The organism is Streptomyces vietnamensis, assembly GCF_000830005.1.
GTDB lineage: Bacteria > Actinomycetota > Actinomycetes > Streptomycetales > Streptomycetaceae > Streptomyces > Streptomyces vietnamensis.
In genome coordinates this window covers 6,488,701-6,504,690 of sequence record NZ_CP010407.1, presented here as the reverse complement: position 1 = coordinate 6,504,690, position 15,990 = coordinate 6,488,701, and the positions used below count along the sequence as shown (strand labels likewise).

The window sequence follows — 15,990 nt, the reverse complement described above, 5'->3', positions numbered from 1 at the left end:
CAGGCGCTTGCCGTTCACCGATACCCTTGACACGTGACCGACGCCCAAGAGACCGCAGCAGACACAGCACTGCGCACCACCGGGGGCGGCCCCCCGGACGACGATGTCCCTGCGAATGGGCTTCCGATCCCGTTGCTGGAGCCCCGCGAGGGGATTCCGCCCGTCGTCGAGACCGAGGACGCCCTCGCCGAGGTGATCGCCGCGTTCGCCGCCGGAAGCGGTCCCGTGGCCGTGGACGCCGAGCGCGCCTCCGGCTACCGCTACGGCCAGCGCGCCTATCTCGTCCAGCTCCGCCGCGAGGGCGCGGGCACCGCGCTCATCGACCCCGTCGGCTGCCCCGACCTCTCGGGGCTCGGCGAGGCGCTCGCCGGGACCGAGTGGATCCTGCACGCCGCGACCCAGGACCTCCCGTGCCTGCGCGACATAGGCATGCTCCCCACCTCGCTCTTCGACACCGAGCTCGCTGGACGCCTCGCGGGCTTCCCGCGGGTCGGCCTCGGCGCGATGGTCGAGTCCGTCCTCGGCTACGCCCTGGAGAAGGGCCACTCCGCCGTCGACTGGTCCACCCGCCCGCTGCCCGAGCCCTGGCTGCGGTACGCGGCCCTGGACGTCGAGCTGCTCGTCGACCTGCGGGACGCCCTGGAGAAGGAACTCGACCGGCAGGGGAAGCTGGAGTGGGCCCGCCAGGAGTTCGACGCCATCGCCTCGGCCCCGCCCGCCCCGCCCCGCAAGGACCCGTGGCGCCGGACCTCCGGCATGCACAAGGTGCGCCGGCGTCGCCAGATGGCGGTCGTACGGGAGCTGTGGACGGCCCGCGACAAGGTCGCCCAGCGGCGTGACGTCTCCCCCGGCAAGGTGCTGAGCGACGCGGCGATCGTGGAGGCGGCGCTCGCGGTGCCGGTGAACGTGGGCGCGCTCCTCGCGCTGCCCGGTTTCGGCAACCGGATGAACCGCCGCCAGCTGGAGCAGTGGCAGGCCGCGGTGGACCGCGCCAGGGCCCTCCCGGAGAGCGAACTGCCCCAGCCCGGCCAGCAGGTCGCGGGCCCGCCCCCGCCGCGCGCCTGGGCGGACAAGGACCCGGTCGCGGCGGCCCGCCTCGCGGCGGCCCGCACGGCGGTCTCGGCGCTCGCGGAGGAACTGAACCTCCCGCAGGAGAACCTGATCACGCCGGACACGGTGCGCCGGGTCTGCTGGGAACCGCCGGCCCCGGCGACCCCGGAGACGGTGTCCGCGGCACTGTCCGGCCACGGCGCCCGCCCGTGGCAGGTGGAACTGGTGACCCCGCTGCTGGTGAAGGCGCTGTCGGCGAGCGCGTGACCGGACGGGAAGAGCCCCCTGCGCCCCTCGGGGCGCAGGGGGCTCTTCGCTAGGGCGCCGGGCTGAGGTTGCCGGCGGTGTCCATGTCGAAGACCCCGTTGGTCTTGCCGTCGACCTTGAGGTGCTTCAGCCAGTGCTTCGAGAGCTCGTGCACGTTCCCGTGCTGCATCTCCCACGGCACGGAATGCCCCGCGCAGGCCAGCTTGACCATCAGCTTGTGGCTACCGGCGACCGCCTTGTAGAGCTCGGGGACGGAGAAGTTGAGTTCCGGGTTGGCGTTGGTCGTGTTCGCCTGCTTGTCGTACTCCCCGTACACGATCAGTACGGGCACGCTTCCGCCGAGCACCCCGCCCTGCTTCGCGGTGGTCTCGTTCCACCCCCACCGGGTGAAGCTCCTGAACCGGCTGAGCCCGTCGATGCCTCCCCAGACGCTGCCGACCGGGTCGCTCTTCAGCAGCGCGTCCCAGACCACGTCGACGATGCCGTCCTCGCGCTGACCCTCGCAGTGCAGTTCGCCGCCCCAGCCGCCCGGGGAAGACAGTCCGGCCTTCGTGCTGAGGTTGGTCGGGAAGCCCGGCACCGGCAGCGAGGCCGGCGGATTCGAGCTGCCCTTGGCCGGGAAGATCGGCGCCAGCAGGAACAGGCTCTCGACCTTCCCGGGGTTCTTGACCGCGTACGGCCCCATCCAGAACGCGGCGGCGGACCAGCCGATGAAGGCGACCTTGTCCACCTCGCACAGCTCGCGGATGAACTCCACGACGGTGTGCAGCTCGTCCCAGTCGCTGTACGAGTCGTTCAGCTGGTACGGGTAGTTCGGCGTGCCCGGCGTGAATCCCGGCGGCCGCGGCGTCAGCAGGGACTGCTGGGCGGGATTGACGTTGCGGGGGTCGTTCATCTTGGGCCGTGCCGAGAGGCCGGAGCCCTGGAGGTCCATCATGAAGACGTCGTAGCCGGCCTGCGCCAGCGCCCCGGCCCAGCTGTAGTCCTTGTACCGGAGGTCGAAGCCCGGGAGCACCGGGACGCTCCGGCCGTGGAGCATGAGGACCGGCTTGCGTTCCTGACCCTTGGGCGTGCCGTTGCGTTCTCGTACGAAGAGCTCGACCTCCTCGTCCTTGTTCGCGGGGACGGTGGACGTGTGCCAGACCCAGTGGTCGGTGGTGATGACCTTCGCCATGGGAGTCCGTTCTGTGTGGGGGCCGGAGCCCTGCGCCCCGGCCCGGCCAGACTCCGTCCGCCCGGGAACGGGCGCCACGGGACGGCCGCCGGTCTGGGTCCATCGGGGTTGCCGGACCGTCCCAACGGAGGGGCGCACGGGGGCGCACGGGTGTGACCTTCACCGCTTGGCCCCCAGGGACTGGGCAGTCTGGTTACCCGCAAGTAGCATGGGAGGAGCAAGCGCACGCTTAGGCGTGGGCCGCAGCAGCAGTGCCATCCCGCACCCTGGAGGAGAGCCATCGTGCCTCGTACCGTCAGGGACGTCGTCTTCGTCGACGGCGTCCGCACCCCGTTCGGCAAGGCGGGCCCGAAGGGCATCTACCACGAGACCCGCGCCGACGACCTCGTCGTGAAGGCCATCCGGGAGCTGCTGCGCCGCAACCCCGGCCTCGACCCCGCGAAGATCGACGAGGTCGCCATCGCCGCGACCACGCAGATCGGTGACCAGGGCCTGACCCTCGGCCGTACGGCGGGCATCCTCGCCGGCCTGCCGCAGTCGGTGCCGGGCTACTCCATCGACCGCATGTGCGCCGGCGCCCTCACGGCCGTGACCAGCGTCGCCGGTTCGATCGCCTTCGGCGCGTACGACGCCGTCATCGCCGGTGGCGTCGAGCACATGGGCCGCCACCCCATGGGCGAGGGCGTCGACCCGAACCCGCGCTTCGTCAGCGAGAAGCTGGTCGACGAGTCCGCCCTCTTCATGGGCATGACCGCCGAGAACCTGCACGACCGCTACCCGAGCATCACCAAGCAGCGCGCCGACGAGTACGCCGTGCGCTCGCAGGAGAAGGCCGCCAAGGCGTACGCCGACGGCAAGATCCAGCAGGACCTGGTGCCGATCTCGGTGCGCCGCACCGACCCGGCCGGCGGCGAGACCGGCTGGGGCCTGGTCACCGCCGACGAGCCGATGCGCCCGGGCACCACCCTGGAGTCGCTGGCCAACCTGAAGACGCCGTTCCGCGTCCACGGCAACGTCACCGCGGGCAACGCGGCCGGTCTCAACGACGGCGCCACCGCCTCGATCATCGCCTCCGAGGACTTCGCCCGCGAGAACGACCTCCCGGTCAAGATGCGCCTCGTCTCGTACGCCTTCGCCGGCGTCGAGCCCGAGGTCATGGGCTACGGCCCGATCCCGGCGACCGAGAAGGCCCTGGCCAAGGCCGGTCTGACGATCGACGACATCCAGCTCTTCGAGATCAACGAGGCCTTCGCCGTTCAGGTCCTCGCGTTCCTGGAGCACTACGGCATCGCCGACGACGACGCCCGCGTGAACCAGTACGGCGGCGCGATCGCCTACGGTCACCCGCTCGCCTCCTCCGGCGTCCGTCTGATGACGCAGCTGGCCCGCCAGTTCGAGGAGCAGCCGCAGGTCCGTTACGGCCTCACCACCATGTGCGTCGGCTTCGGCATGGGCGCGACGGTCATCTGGGAGAACCCCCACTGGGAGGGCAAGTGAGCACCACCGCCGAGCTTCTGAAGGGCGCCGCCGAGCTCTTCCCGGACGAGGTCGTCACCAGCGCCCACGTACGGCACTTCGAACTCCCGGCCAACGCCGGCAAGTTCGCGCTGATCACGCTGGACAACGGCTTCGACCACACCAAGCCGACCACCTTCGGCCCGCAGTCCCTCGCCAACCTGAACGCGGCGATCGACCAGGTCGAGGCCGAGGCCGCCAACGGTGAGATCGTCGGCGTCGGCATCACCGGCAAGCCGTTCATCTTCGCCGTCGGCGCCGACCTCAAGGGCGTCGAGCTGCTCAAGAAGCACGACGAGGCGCTCGCCATCGGCAAGGGCGGCCACGACGTCTTCAAGCGCCTCTCCGCGCTCGCCGTACCGACCTTCGCGTACTACAACGGCGCGGCCATGGGCGGCGGCGTCGAGGTCGGTCTGCACTGCACCTACCGCACCGTGTCGAAGGCCCTCCCGGCCTTCTCGCTGCCCGAGGTCTTCCTCGGCCTGGTGCCCGGCTGGGGCGGCTGCGCCATCCTGCCGAACCTGATCGGTGCCGAGAAGGCCGTCTCGGTCATCATCGAGAACTCGCTGAACCAGAACCGCCAGCTCAAGGGCAAGCAGGTCTTCGAGCTCGGCATCGCCGACGCGATCTTCGAGGGCGCCGACTTCCTGGAGCAGTCGCTGATCTGGACCGCCTCGGTCCTCAAGGGCGACGTCACCGTGGACCGTCCCGAGGTCGACCGCGGCGAGGCCTGGGACCAGGCCGTCGCCAAGGGCCGTGCCATCGCCGACTCCAAGGTGCACGGCGCCGCCCCGGCCGCCTACCGCGCCCTCGACATCATCGAGGCCGCCAAGGACGGGGACCTGCAGAAGGGCTTCGACGCCGAGGACCAGGCCCTCGCGGACCTGATCATGGGCGGCGAGCTGCGCTCCGGCATCTACGCCTTCAACCTGGTGCAGAAGCGCGGCAAGCGCCCCGCCGGCGCCCCGGACAAGTCCCTGGCCCGCCCGGTCACCAAGGTCGGTGTCGTCGGCGCCGGTCTGATGGCCTCCCAGCTGGCCCTGCTCTTCCTGCGCCGCCTCGAGGTGCCGGTCGTCCTGACCGACATCGACCAGGAGCGCGTCGACAAGGGCGTGGGCTACGTCCACGCCGAGATCGAGAAGCTGCTCGGCAAGGGCCGCATCAACCAGGACAAGGCCAACCGTCTCAAGGGCCTGGTCTCCGGTGTCCTCGACAAGGCCGAGGGCTTCGCGGACGCGGACTTCATCATCGAGGCCGTGTTCGAGGAGATGTCCGTCAAGCAGAAGGTGTTCGCGGAGGTCGAGGCGGTCGCCCCGGCGCACGCGATCCTCGCCACCAACACCTCCTCGCTGTCCGTCTCGGAGATGGCCTCCAAGCTCCAGCACCCGGAGCGCGTGGTCGGCTTCCACTTCTTCAACCCGGTCGCGATCCTCCCGCTCCTGGAGATCGTCCGCGGCGAGAAGACGGACGACGCCTCGCTGGCCACCGCGTTCGGTGTCGCCAAGAAGCTGAAGAAGACCGCGGTCCTCACCAAGGACGCCCCGGCGTTCGTCGTGAACCGCATCCTGACCCGCTTCATGGGCGAGATCCAGAACGTCATCGACGAGGGCACCCCGGTCGCCGTCGCCGAGAAGGGCGTCGAGCCGCTCGGCCTGCCGATGTCCCCGCTGGTGCTCCTGGAGCTCGTCGGCCCGGCGATCGGTCTGCACGTCTCCGAGACGCTGAACCGCTCCTTCCCCGAGCGCTTCAAGGTCTCCCCCAACCTGAAGGCGGTCGTCGAGGCCGGCAAGCGCGGCTTCTACGTCTACAACGCCGAGAACGGCTTCAAGCCGGAGCTCGACCCGGAGGTCGCCGCCCTCCTCAAGCAGGGCGACGTCGTCCTGACGGAGGAGCAGGTCCGCGACCGCGTCCTGGACGCGGTGGCGCAGGAGATCGGCCTGATGCTGGAGGAGGGTGTCGTCGCCGAGGCGCAGGACATCGACCTCTGCCTGATCACGGGCGCGGGCTGGCCCTTCCACCTGGGCGGCATCACGCCGTACCTGGACCGTGAGGGCGTCTCCGAGCGCGTCAACGGCAAGCGTTTCCTGGCCCAGGGCGTGGCGAGCGTCCCGGCGTAACACCAGGGCGTCATGCCCCCATGACGAACGGCCCCGGCACCTCGCACAGGTGCCGGGGCCGTTCCCGTGTCGCGGGCGGCGTCACCCTATGGAGCGCCAGCCTTCGAGCAGCAGCCCCTCGGCGCCCACCTTCTGACGGGTGGTGACCGGCACGCGTCCGTCGGACACGGCCATCGCGACCAGGCCGCCGTCGAGGCCCCGGGTGAGGACGGTGTCCAGGTTCCCCTGCCGCTCCCCGGTCTCCGACCAGCTCAGGCCCTCCGTCTCCTGCTCGCTGGGGTAGGCGGCGAGGGCGAGCCGGCCGTCCTCGGACTGCTGGGCGAGGACCGTGCAGTCGAAGCCGTCGATGAGACAGCGGGTGACGGAGAGCCGGCCGGTACCGACCGCCTTGCCCAGCGGCGTGGGCTCCAGGGAGCGCTCCGGCGACCAGGCCATCACCTGGCCCTCCTGGTCGAGGTAGAAGAGCGTCACGTGCCCGGAGGGCCCGGCCACGGCCGCGAGGGTGCCCATGGTCACCGAGGCCGGCAGGAGCTCCTCGCGGACCGGCTTGGCGCCGGCTTCGCGCTGGACGTAGCGGACGAGGCCCTTGGCGTGCGAGCTGTACAGCTCGACGAGGCCGGAGCCGTTGGTGACGGCGACCGGCGAGGGGTCGGTCTTGGAGCCCATCAGGTCCCACCAGGGGTGCCAGCCGCCCTGGTCCTTCTGCGCGCGGACGCTGATGCCTCCGCCGCTGTTCCTCATGAAGACGTAGACGCGGCCCTGGGCGTCCACGGCGACGGCGGGGTTGCCCGTCCAGGGTCCCTTGCCGTTCGAGTGCCCCAGGGGCCGCCAGGGGGCCGCCGGACGGCCCGTCTGGAACTGGACGGCGTGCACCAGCTCGACGTGCCCCTCGTCGCCGCCCGTGGGCCGCAGGCCGACGAGGTGGACGTAGCGGTCGGCGCCCTGGCCGACGGCGAGGAACGGGGTCAGGCCGTCGCCGCCGAGGGAGACGGGGCCGCTCCAGCCTCCGCCGGGCTCCTCGGTCCAGCGCACCACCTCGCCCTCCCGGGGCAGGTAGGCGCTGAACCGGCCCTCCTCCCCTCTGGTCAGCCAGGCGCCCTGGAGCACGGGGGCGGCGGGGCCGTGGGAGCGGTCGGTGGGGGCCTGGGATCGATTCACCATGAGGGGATCCAGCACTCCGGTCGTCGGGAGCAGTTCGGGTACGAACCGACTGTAGTCGCCCTCCCGGACGCTCTCCGCCGCGCCCAGGGCCCGTGCGGCGGACCCGACCATGATCCTCCGCACAGGCCCTGCGGCCTCACCCGTTCAGTAGCGGGCCTCCTGGCCTTCGCGGCCGAGCCGGCTGTGCCCGCGCCCGTACAGGAAGTACACGAACAAGCCGATCACCATCCAGACGGCGAACCGGAACCAGGTCTCCCCCGGCAGGTTGAGCATCAGCCAGAGCGAGGCCGCGACGGAGACGATCGGGAGAACCGGCACCCAGGGGGTGCGGAAGGCCCGGTGCAGGTCGGGGCGGCTGCGGCGGAGGATGATGACGCCGACGGCGACCATGATGAAGGCGAACAGGGTGCCGATGTTCACCAGGGTCGCGAGTTCGTTGATGCTGGTGAAGCCGGCGACGATCGCGATGATCACACCGAGCAGGATGGTCGGCCGGTACGGGGTCCTGAACCGGGGGTGCGTGACGGAGAAGAAGCGCGGCAGCAGGCCGTCGCGGCTCATCGCGAAGAAGACGCGGGTCTGGCCGAGCAGCAGGATCAGACAGACGGTGGTGAGGCCGACGGCGGCGCCGAAGCTGATCACGCCCGCGTACCACGGGTGTCCCGCCGCCTTGAAGGCGTCGGCGAGCGGGGCGCTGGTGGACAGCCTGGTGTACTTCTCCATGCCGGTGACGACGAGGGCCACGGCCACGTACAGCACGGTGCAGATGAAGAGCGAGCCGAGGATGCCGCGGGGCATGTCCCGCTGCGGCAGCTTGGTCTCCTCGGCGGCGGTGGCGACGACGTCGAAGCCGATGAAGGCGAAGAAGACGACGGAGGCCGCGGTGAAGATGCCCATGACGCCGAAGTTCGTCGGCTCGTAGCCGAAGATCAGCTGGACCATCGGGGAGTTCCAGCCGGAGGTGCCGCCGGGTGGGGTGACGGCCGGCGGGATGAACGGCTTGTAGTTGTCGCCGACGATGAAGAACAGGCCCGCGACGATCACGATCATCACGACGGTCACCTTGATCGCGACGACGACCGCGGTGATCCGGGCGGACAGCTTCATGCCGAGGACGAGGACCACGGTCAGCACGAGGACCAGCAGGAAGGCCAGGATGTCGAAGGTGCCGCCCGGGACGTCCGGGCCTTCGAGCGAGGCCGGCAGGTGCCAGCCGATGTTGTCCATCAGGGATCTGACGTAGCCGGACCAGCCGACGGCGACCACCGCCGTACCGAGGGCGAACTCCAGGACCAGGTCCCAGCCGATGATCCAGGCGGGCAGCTCGCCGATCGACGCGTACGCGAAGGTGTACGCCGATCCCGCCACCGGCACCGTCGAGGCGAACTCGGCGTAGCACAGGGCGGCCAGGGCGCAGACGATGCCCGCGGCGACGAAGGCGAGGGCGGTGGCCGGTCCGGCGTTCTCCTTGGCGACCTTGCCGGTGAGGACGAAGATGCCGGTGCCGATGATGACGCCGACGCCGAACACCGTCAGATCCCAGGCCGACAGCGACTTCTTGAGCGCGTGCTCGGGCTCCTCCGTGTCGCGGATCGACTGCTCGACCGTCTTCGTCCGGAACAATCCGGAATTGGCGCGCGGCTGCTGGTCCGTACTCACATCGCACCTCCCTGCCATGGGGCTGCCCGCCCAAGGGTCAGAATGCACGCGAAAGGGCCGGTCGGCACTCCGAAGAGTGAGCCGACCGGCCCAATGGTGACGCCGTGTGATGTCTCGGACGGGAGGATCCGTCAGTCGCGGGCGGGCTCCACGGCCTGGCTGCTGCTCTCGAAACGGCCGTCCAGACGCGAGACCAGACCGGTGACCTGGCGGGCGATGTCCGGGGCGGTCAGACCGATCTCTGCCAGGACCTCGCCGCGGGAGGCGTGGTCGAGGAAGCGCGGCGGGATGCCGAAGTCACGCAGCGGTACGTCGACGCCGGCGTCGCGCAGCGCCTGGGCGACGGCCGAACCGACACCGCCGACGCGGCTGTTGTCCTCGACGGTGACGACCACGCGGTGCTGCTCGGCGAGCGGGGCGAGGGCCTCGTCGACGGGCTTGACCCAACGGGGGTCGACGACCGTGGTGGAGATGCCCTGCCGGTCGAGGAGGTCGGCGATCTCCAGGCACATGGGGGCCAGGGCGCCCACGGAGACCAGGAGGACGTCCGGCTCGTCGCTGCCGGGCTCGCGGAGCACGTCCATGCCGCCGACGCGGCGCACGGCGGGGACGGCCGGGCCGACCGCGCCCTTGGAGAAGCGGACCACGGTCGGGGCGTCGGTGACCTCGACGGCCTCGCGGAGCTGGGCGCGGACCTGGTCGGCGTCGCGCGGGGCGGCGAGCCGCAGGCCGGGCACGACCTGGAGGATCGACATGTCCCACATGCCGTTGTGCGAGGCGCCGTCGGTGCCGGTGACGCCGGCCCGGTCCAGGACGAAGGTGACGCCGCACTTGTGCAGGGCCACGTCCATCAGGACCTGGTCGAAGGCGCGGTTGAGGAAGGTCGCGTAGACCGCGAAGACCGGGTGGAGGCCGCCGGTGGCGAGGCCGGCCGCGGAGACCGCGCCGTGCTGCTCGGCGATGCCGACGTCGAAGACCCGCTCCGGGAACTCCTTGGCGAATTTGTCCAGGCCGACCGGCTGGAGCATGGCGGCGGTGATCGCCACGATGTCCTCGCGCTCCTTGCCGAGCGCGACCATCTCCTCGCCGAAGACGCTGGTCCAGTCGGCGCCGGAGGTGGAGATCGGCAGACCGGTGTCGGGGTGGATCTTGCCGACGGCGTGGAAGCGGTCGGCCTCGTCCTGGAGGGCGGGCTGGTAGCCGCGGCCCTTCTCGGTGAGGCAGTGGACGATCACCGGGCCGCCGAAGCGCTTGGCGCGCGTGAGGGCGGACTCCAGGGCCTCGATGTCGTGGCCGTCGATGGGGCCGACGTACTTGAGGCCGAGGTCCTCGAACATGCCCTGCGGGGCGATGAAGTCCTTGAGGCCCTTCTTGGCGCCGTGCAGGGTCTCGTACAGCGGCTTCCCGACGACCGGGGTGCGCTCCAGGATGTCCTTGCCGCGGGCGAGGAAGCGCTCGTAGCCGTCGGTGGTGCGCAGGGTGGCCAGGTGGTTGGCGAGGCCGCCGATGGTGGGCGCGTAGGAGCGCTCGTTGTCGTTGACGACGATGACGAGCGGGCGGTCCTTGGCGGCGGCGATGTTGTTCAGCGCCTCCCAGGCCATGCCGCCGGTGAGGGCGCCGTCGCCGATGACGGCGACGACGTGGTCGTCCTTCTTCAGGACCTCGTTCGCCTTGGCCAGGCCGTCGGCCCAGCCGAGGACGGTGGAGGCGTGCGAGTTCTCGATCACGTCGTGCTCGGACTCGGCCTGCGAGGGGTAGCCGGAGAGGCCGCCCTTCATCTTGAGCTTCGAGAAGTCCTGGCGTCCGGTGAGGAGCTTGTGGACGTAGCTCTGGTGGCCGGTGTCCCAGAGGACCTTGTCCTTCGGGGAGTCGAACACGCGGTGCAGGGCGATGGTCAGCTCGACCACACCGAGGTTGGGTCCGAGGTGCCCGCCGGTCTTGGAGACGGCGTCCACGAGGAACGTCCTGATCTCGTCGGCCAGCTGGTCCAGCTGTTCCGGGGAGAGCCGGTCCAGATCTCGCGGTCCCCTGATACGGGTCAGCAGAGCCACCCGTTCCTCCTTGCTTTGAGCTGGTCGAGCTTGCCGATTTGTCGAGTCTAATGTTCCGTCTTGGATCGTGGGCATCGGGCCGGGGGGTGAGGCGTCACCCGCACGGCCGACAGGCCGCTGATCTGTACGGCTCTGTACGCGCGCGTGTACTGCTCCGGACGCGCGGGAGCCCGGCACCGGTTTCCCGGTGCCGGGCTGCTGTGACGGGTGTTACGCGCGGCCCGCGGTCTTCTGCGTGCGGCGGGAGACCGAGTCGATGATCACGGCGATGAGCAGGACCGCTCCGGTGATCATGTACTGGATCGCGTTCGAGGACAGGTTCATCTGGTTGAGGCCCTGGACGATCGACTGGATGACCAGGATGCCGAGGAGCGCCGACCAGACCTTGCCGCGTCCGCCGAACAGGGACGTGCCGCCGATGACCGCGGCGGCGATGCACATCATCAGCTGGTTGCCGCCGCCGAGGGAGCGGTCGGCGCCGCCGGTCGCGGAGGCGAGGAAGAGGCCGCCGACGGCGCCCATCGTGCCGGAGATCATGAAGACCGAGATCCGGATCCAGTCCACGTTGATGCCGGCGCGGCGGGCGGCCTCGATGCCGCCGCCGACCGCGAAGACCTGACGGCCGTACGTGGTGCGGCGCAGGACGAAGTCGGTGGCGAGCAGGATGACCAGGAAGATCACCAGGGAGAGCGGCAGGCCCTTCTCCTGGTTGAAGCCGTACGCGGCGACGAGGACGAGGACCGCGAGGACGGCGGTGCGCAGGATGATCTCGCTCTGCGGGCGGTGCGGCAGCTCGGCGGCCTTGCGGCGGCGGGAGTCGCGCAGCTGGGCGAGGTAGAAGCCGGCGATGACGGCCACGGCGAGGCCGTAGGCGGCGGCGACGTCGGAGAAGTAGTACTTGGTGAGGTCCTCGACGAAGCTGCCGATCGGGGTGGGGATGGTCGACCGGTCGCCCATCACCCAGGTCTGCAGACCGGCCCAGCCGAGGAAGCCGGCGAGGGTGACGACGAAGGCGGGCACGCCGATCTTGGCGAAGACCATGCCGTGGAAGGCGCCGATCAGGGTGCCGGACAGGATGCCGAGGAGGATGGCGAGCCCGTCGGGCATGTCGGTGCCGAGCACGCCCCAGACCGAGCCGGCCAGGCCCGCCACGGAGCCGACGGCGAGGTCGATCTCGCCGAGCAGCAGGACGAAGACGATGCCGACGGCCATGATGCCGGGGCCGACCGCGTACAGCGTGATCTGGTCGAGGTTGTACGAGGTGATGAAGTTGCCGGTGAGGGCCTGGAAGACGATGCCGATGACGATCAGGCCGACGACGACGGGCAGCGAGCCGATCTCACCCGAGCGGATCTTGCGCTTGAACTCGTCGACGTAGCCCTTGAAGCCCTGCTCGCGGACGAGGAGGCGGGGGTCGACGGCGGGGACCGCGGCGGCGGCCGGCGCCTCCGTGCGGGGCTCGGGCACGGTGTCCTCGGAGGTACGGGGGGTGGTGCTCACTTCGCTACCTCCGCGTTGCGGGCCTGCCGGCGGGTCACGGCGTTGTCCGTGGCACCGGTGATCGCGGCGATGATCTCTTCGTGCGTGGTGGTGGCCACCGGGAAGGTGCCGTTGTTGCGGCCCAGGCGGAGCACGGCCACGGTGTCGGCGACGGCCTTCACATCGGCCATGTTGTGGCTGATGAGGATGACGCCGAGGCCCTGCTCGCGCAGCCGCTCGACCAGGTCGAGGACCTGCGCGGTCTGCTCGACGCCGAGCGCGGCGGTGGGCTCGTCCAGGATCACGATCTTGGGGTTGCCGACCAGGGCGCGGGCGATGGCGACGACCTGCCGCTGGCCGCCGGAGAGGGCGGCGACGGGGATGCGGACGCTGGGGATGCGGATGGAGAGGGTGGAGAGCAGGTCCTTGGCCCGCTTCTCCATGGCGACCTCGTCGAGGACGCCGCCCTTCTTGATCTCGCGGCCGAGGAACAGGTTGGCGACGACGTCGAGGTTGTCGCAGAGCGCGAGGTCCTGGTAGACGGTCGCGACACCGAGGTTCTGGGAGTCGTGCGGCCGCTGGATCTCGACCCGCTCGCCCTCCCACTCGATGACGCCCTCGTCGATGGGGTGCACGCCGGCGATCGTCTTGACCAGCGTGGACTTTCCCGCTCCGTTGTCGCCGACGAGCGCGACGACCTCTCCTGCGTGGACTTCGAGATCGACACCGGAGAGGACCTGGACCGCTCCGAACCGCTTGAAGATCCCGCGCAACGCCAGCACGGGCGTCTGGGACACGTGAACCAACTCCTTCGCCGCCCGAGGGGGGCGACGGCATGTCGCGCCGTCGTGCGGCGCCGAAGTTTCGAGGGGGGCTGGGCTCGTCCGGCCCCCGGAGCGACAGCGGGGTCTGGGTCGGCCGGGGGCCGGACGGGCTTGAGGGGGGATCCGGTCGTCGTGCGCCGGCCTTGTTACCAGGGGTCTTCACCCTCTGTACGCGAGGCGGCGGCACCCGCTTCGGGGGTGCTCAGGAACGGATCCGTGCCGCCGGGCCCTCGTGGAGCCCGGCGGGATCGGGCGGGGTTACTTGATGCCCAGCTCGGTGCACTTGGCGGCGAGGTCCGCCGTGCAGAGGTCGGCGGCCTTGTAGATGCCGTCCTTGACGACCGTGGTCTGGATGTTGGTCTTGTCGACCACGACCGGGGTGAAGAGCGTGGAGGGCACGCCGTCGGTCGCGCCCTGGGCGCCGAGGTCCTTGCCCTTGAGCAGGTTCACCGCGAACTTGGCGGCCTCGGGGGCCAGCTGGAGCGGCGACTTGTAGATGGTGAAGGTCTGGGTGCCGGCGATGATGCGCTGGATGCCCGCGACCTCGGCGTCCTGGCCGCCCACCGGGATGCCCTTGACGCCGGCGTTCTCGAGGGAGGTGATGATGCCGCCGGCCATGCCGTCGTTGGCGGAGTAGACGGCGCCGATCTTGTCCTTGCCGACCGAGGAGATCGCGGCGGACATCTTCTCGCCCGCGACCTTCGGGTCCCACTCGCCGGAGGCCTCGTAGGCGATCTTGCCGACCTTGCCGTCGAGGGCGCTGTGGGCGCCCTTCTTGAACAGGCCCGCGTTCGGGTCCTTCTCGTCGCCGTTGATCATCACGACGTTGGCGGTGGCGGCCTTCGCGCCGAGCGCGGCGAGGAGGGCCTGGCCCTGGAGCTCGCCGACCTTGTTGTTGTCGTGGCTGACGTAGGCGTCGGCGCCCTGGACGGCACGGTCGTACGCGACGACCTTGACGCCCTTGGCCTTCGCGTCCTTGACCCAGCCCGCGGCCTTGGCGGCGTCCACCGGGTCGAGGGCGATGACCTTGACGCCGTCGGCGATCAGCTGGTCGAACTGCTGCTTCTGCTTGACGACGTCGGAGACCGCGTTGTTGTAGACGATCTCGCAGTCGCCGCAGGCGGCCTTGACGGCCTTCTCGAACTGGGGCTTGTCCAGGGCCTCGTAGCGCGAGGTCTTGTTCTCCGGCAGGAGCAGACCGATCTTGGTCGAGCTGCCCTTGTCGCCGCTGTCGCCGCCGCCGGCCTGGCCGCAGGCGGCGAGCGAGAGGGCCATCGAGACCGCGGCCGTGGCTATGACGGCACGACGCGTCACTGCGTTCATGTGGGGTTGCCTCCCTGACGAGGCCGCGACGTTGCGGCCGAGGTGGCACGAAGTCAACTCGGCTGCAACGCTGTCGTCAAGAAGTAAATTATTAACGAGATGACAACGACGGTGTTCGTTATCTAAGTGAAGGCAAGGCGGGATGCCGGAGCGGCCGCGGGCAGCGCACTCCCCAACAGGGGCGAATCGCCCATTTCGCTCAGCACGAGGGCCAGGGCGCCCAGCACCTCGGCGCGCCCGCCCAGGGCCCCCTGGGCCAGCGACAGCTGCCGGGCGGCGCTGGGGATCGCGTACCGCGAGACGGAGTCCCTGATGGGCGCCAGGACGAGCTCGCCTGCCTCGGCGATGTCGCCGCCGAGCACCACGCGGCTGGGGTTGAGGAGGTTGCAGAGGTTGGCGATGCCGCTGCCGATGTGCCGTCCGACGTCGGCGATCACCCGGCGGCAGCCGGGGTCGCCCTCCCGGGCCAGCTGGACGACCCGCTCCATGGTCAGATCGGGGCCGTGGCTCGGCTGGAGCAGCGGCAGGACGTAGCGGGCGGCGGTGAAGGTCTCCAGGCAGCCGCGGTTGCCACAGCGGCAGACCGGTCCCGACTCGTCCAGGGTGATGTGCCCGATCTCGCCGGCGGTGCCGCCCGGCCCCCGGTAGACCCGTCCGTCTATGACGAGTCCGGCGCCGACGCCGCTGGCCACCTTGATGTAGGCCAGGTCCTTGACGCCCCGGCCGCTCCCCCAGACCAGCTCGCCGAGGGCGCCGAGGTTGGCGTCGTTGTCGACGTGCACGGGGACGCCGAGCCGGCCCGAGAGCTCCTCGGCCGGGTTGATGCCGCTCCAGCCCGGCAGGATCGAGGTCGAGCCGAGCGTCCCGGAGGAGACGTCGATCGGGCCCGGCACACCGAGGCCGACGCCGATCACCTTGTCGTAGCCGATGCCGGTGGCCCTGACCAGCCGCTTGACCAGCTGTTCCGCCCGGTCGAAGCCCTCGGCGGCGGAGGCGTCCACGTCCAGCGGCTCGGCCTCCTCGGCGAGCACCTGGTGGGCGAGGTTGCCGACGGCGACCCGGAGGTGGGTGTGGCCGAAGTCTACGCCGATCACGATGCCGGCGTCGCCGGAGAGCGAGACGCTGCGGGCCCGTCGGCCTCCCGCGGAGGTGGGCGTGACCTCGACGGTGCCGCCGTCCTTCAGCTCCCGCACGATGTTGGAGACCGTGGCGGCGGAGAGGCCCGTCGACCGGGCGATCTCCGCCTGGGTGAGCGAGCCGGCCATCCGCACCGCCCGGACGACCCGTTCGAGATTGGCCCTGTGCAGAGACGTCTGCGACCCCGGAGTCTCCATCGACTCACTCACTCCCACCGTTTTCTCCAACATGTG

Annotated in this window: 11 protein-coding genes; 3 read left to right on the top strand and 8 right to left on the bottom strand. The window is 70.5% G+C overall.

Annotated elements, in window-relative coordinates:
* Positions 1-33 precede the first annotated feature (33 nt).
* A complete protein-coding gene (locus tag SVTN_RS29165) occupies positions 34-1,317 on the top strand; it encodes a ribonuclease D (RefSeq protein WP_041131769.1) in 1,284 nt (427 codons plus the stop codon).
* A gap of 49 nt (positions 1,318-1,366) precedes the next feature.
* Here SVTN_RS29165 and SVTN_RS29160 read toward each other — a convergent pair whose 3' ends face one another.
* Positions 1,367-2,491: an alpha/beta hydrolase gene (locus SVTN_RS29160; RefSeq protein WP_041131768.1), complete on the bottom strand. Its 1,125-nt coding sequence runs from the start codon at positions 2,489-2,491 to the stop codon at positions 1,367-1,369.
* 282 nt (positions 2,492-2,773) lie between these two features.
* Between SVTN_RS29160 and SVTN_RS29155 the strand changes: the two genes are divergently transcribed.
* Together SVTN_RS29155 and SVTN_RS29150 are read left to right on the top strand one after the other, a co-directional pair.
* Positions 2,774-3,988 (top strand): thiolase family protein, encoded by a 1,215-nt coding sequence (locus SVTN_RS29155; RefSeq protein WP_041131767.1) that lies wholly within the window; start codon positions 2,774-2,776, stop codon positions 3,986-3,988.
* Positions 3,985-6,123, top strand: a complete 2,139-nt coding sequence (locus SVTN_RS29150; protein ID WP_041131766.1) for a 3-hydroxyacyl-CoA dehydrogenase NAD-binding domain-containing protein — start codon at positions 3,985-3,987, stop codon at positions 6,121-6,123. Before SVTN_RS29155 ends, SVTN_RS29150 begins: the two co-directional genes overlap by 4 nt.
* Positions 6,124-6,204: 81 nt before the next feature.
* On the opposite strand, the gene SVTN_RS29145 is transcribed toward SVTN_RS29150, so the two are convergent.
* The 7 genes from SVTN_RS29145 to SVTN_RS29115 all read right to left on the bottom strand — a co-directional run bounded on the left by SVTN_RS29145 (position 6,205) and on the right by SVTN_RS29115 (position 15,954).
* Positions 6,205-7,395, bottom strand: coding sequence for a PLL family lectin (locus SVTN_RS29145; protein WP_245727673.1), 1,191 nt, complete (start codon positions 7,393-7,395; stop codon positions 6,205-6,207).
* Positions 7,396-7,428: 33 nt separating this feature from the next.
* Positions 7,429-8,961 carry an amino acid permease gene (locus SVTN_RS29140; protein WP_425429020.1) on the bottom strand — a complete coding sequence of 511 codons (1,533 nt, stop codon included), beginning with the start codon at positions 8,959-8,961 and terminating at the stop codon, positions 7,429-7,431.
* 113 nt (positions 8,962-9,074) lie between these two features.
* Positions 9,075-10,994 carry a 1-deoxy-D-xylulose-5-phosphate synthase gene (gene dxs, locus SVTN_RS29135; RefSeq protein ID WP_041131764.1) on the bottom strand — a complete coding sequence of 640 codons (1,920 nt, stop codon included), beginning with the start codon at positions 10,992-10,994 and terminating at the stop codon, positions 9,075-9,077.
* A gap of 210 nt (positions 10,995-11,204) precedes the next feature.
* Positions 11,205-12,494 (bottom strand): sugar ABC transporter permease, encoded by a 1,290-nt coding sequence (locus tag SVTN_RS29130; protein ID WP_041131763.1) that lies wholly within the window; start codon positions 12,492-12,494, stop codon positions 11,205-11,207.
* Positions 12,491-13,279 (bottom strand): ATP-binding cassette domain-containing protein, encoded by a 789-nt coding sequence (locus tag SVTN_RS29125; protein WP_167352215.1) that lies wholly within the window; start codon positions 13,277-13,279, stop codon positions 12,491-12,493. The genes SVTN_RS29130 and SVTN_RS29125 overlap by 4 nt, the downstream gene beginning before the upstream one ends.
* A 276-nt stretch (positions 13,280-13,555) precedes the next feature.
* A complete protein-coding gene (locus tag SVTN_RS29120; protein ID WP_041131761.1) occupies positions 13,556-14,620 on the bottom strand; it encodes a sugar ABC transporter substrate-binding protein in 1,065 nt (354 codons plus the stop codon).
* 122 nt (positions 14,621-14,742) lie between these two features.
* Positions 14,743-15,954 (bottom strand): ROK family transcriptional regulator, encoded by a 1,212-nt coding sequence (locus SVTN_RS29115; RefSeq protein WP_041131760.1) that lies wholly within the window; start codon positions 15,952-15,954, stop codon positions 14,743-14,745.
* Positions 15,955-15,990: the final 36 nt, after the last annotated feature.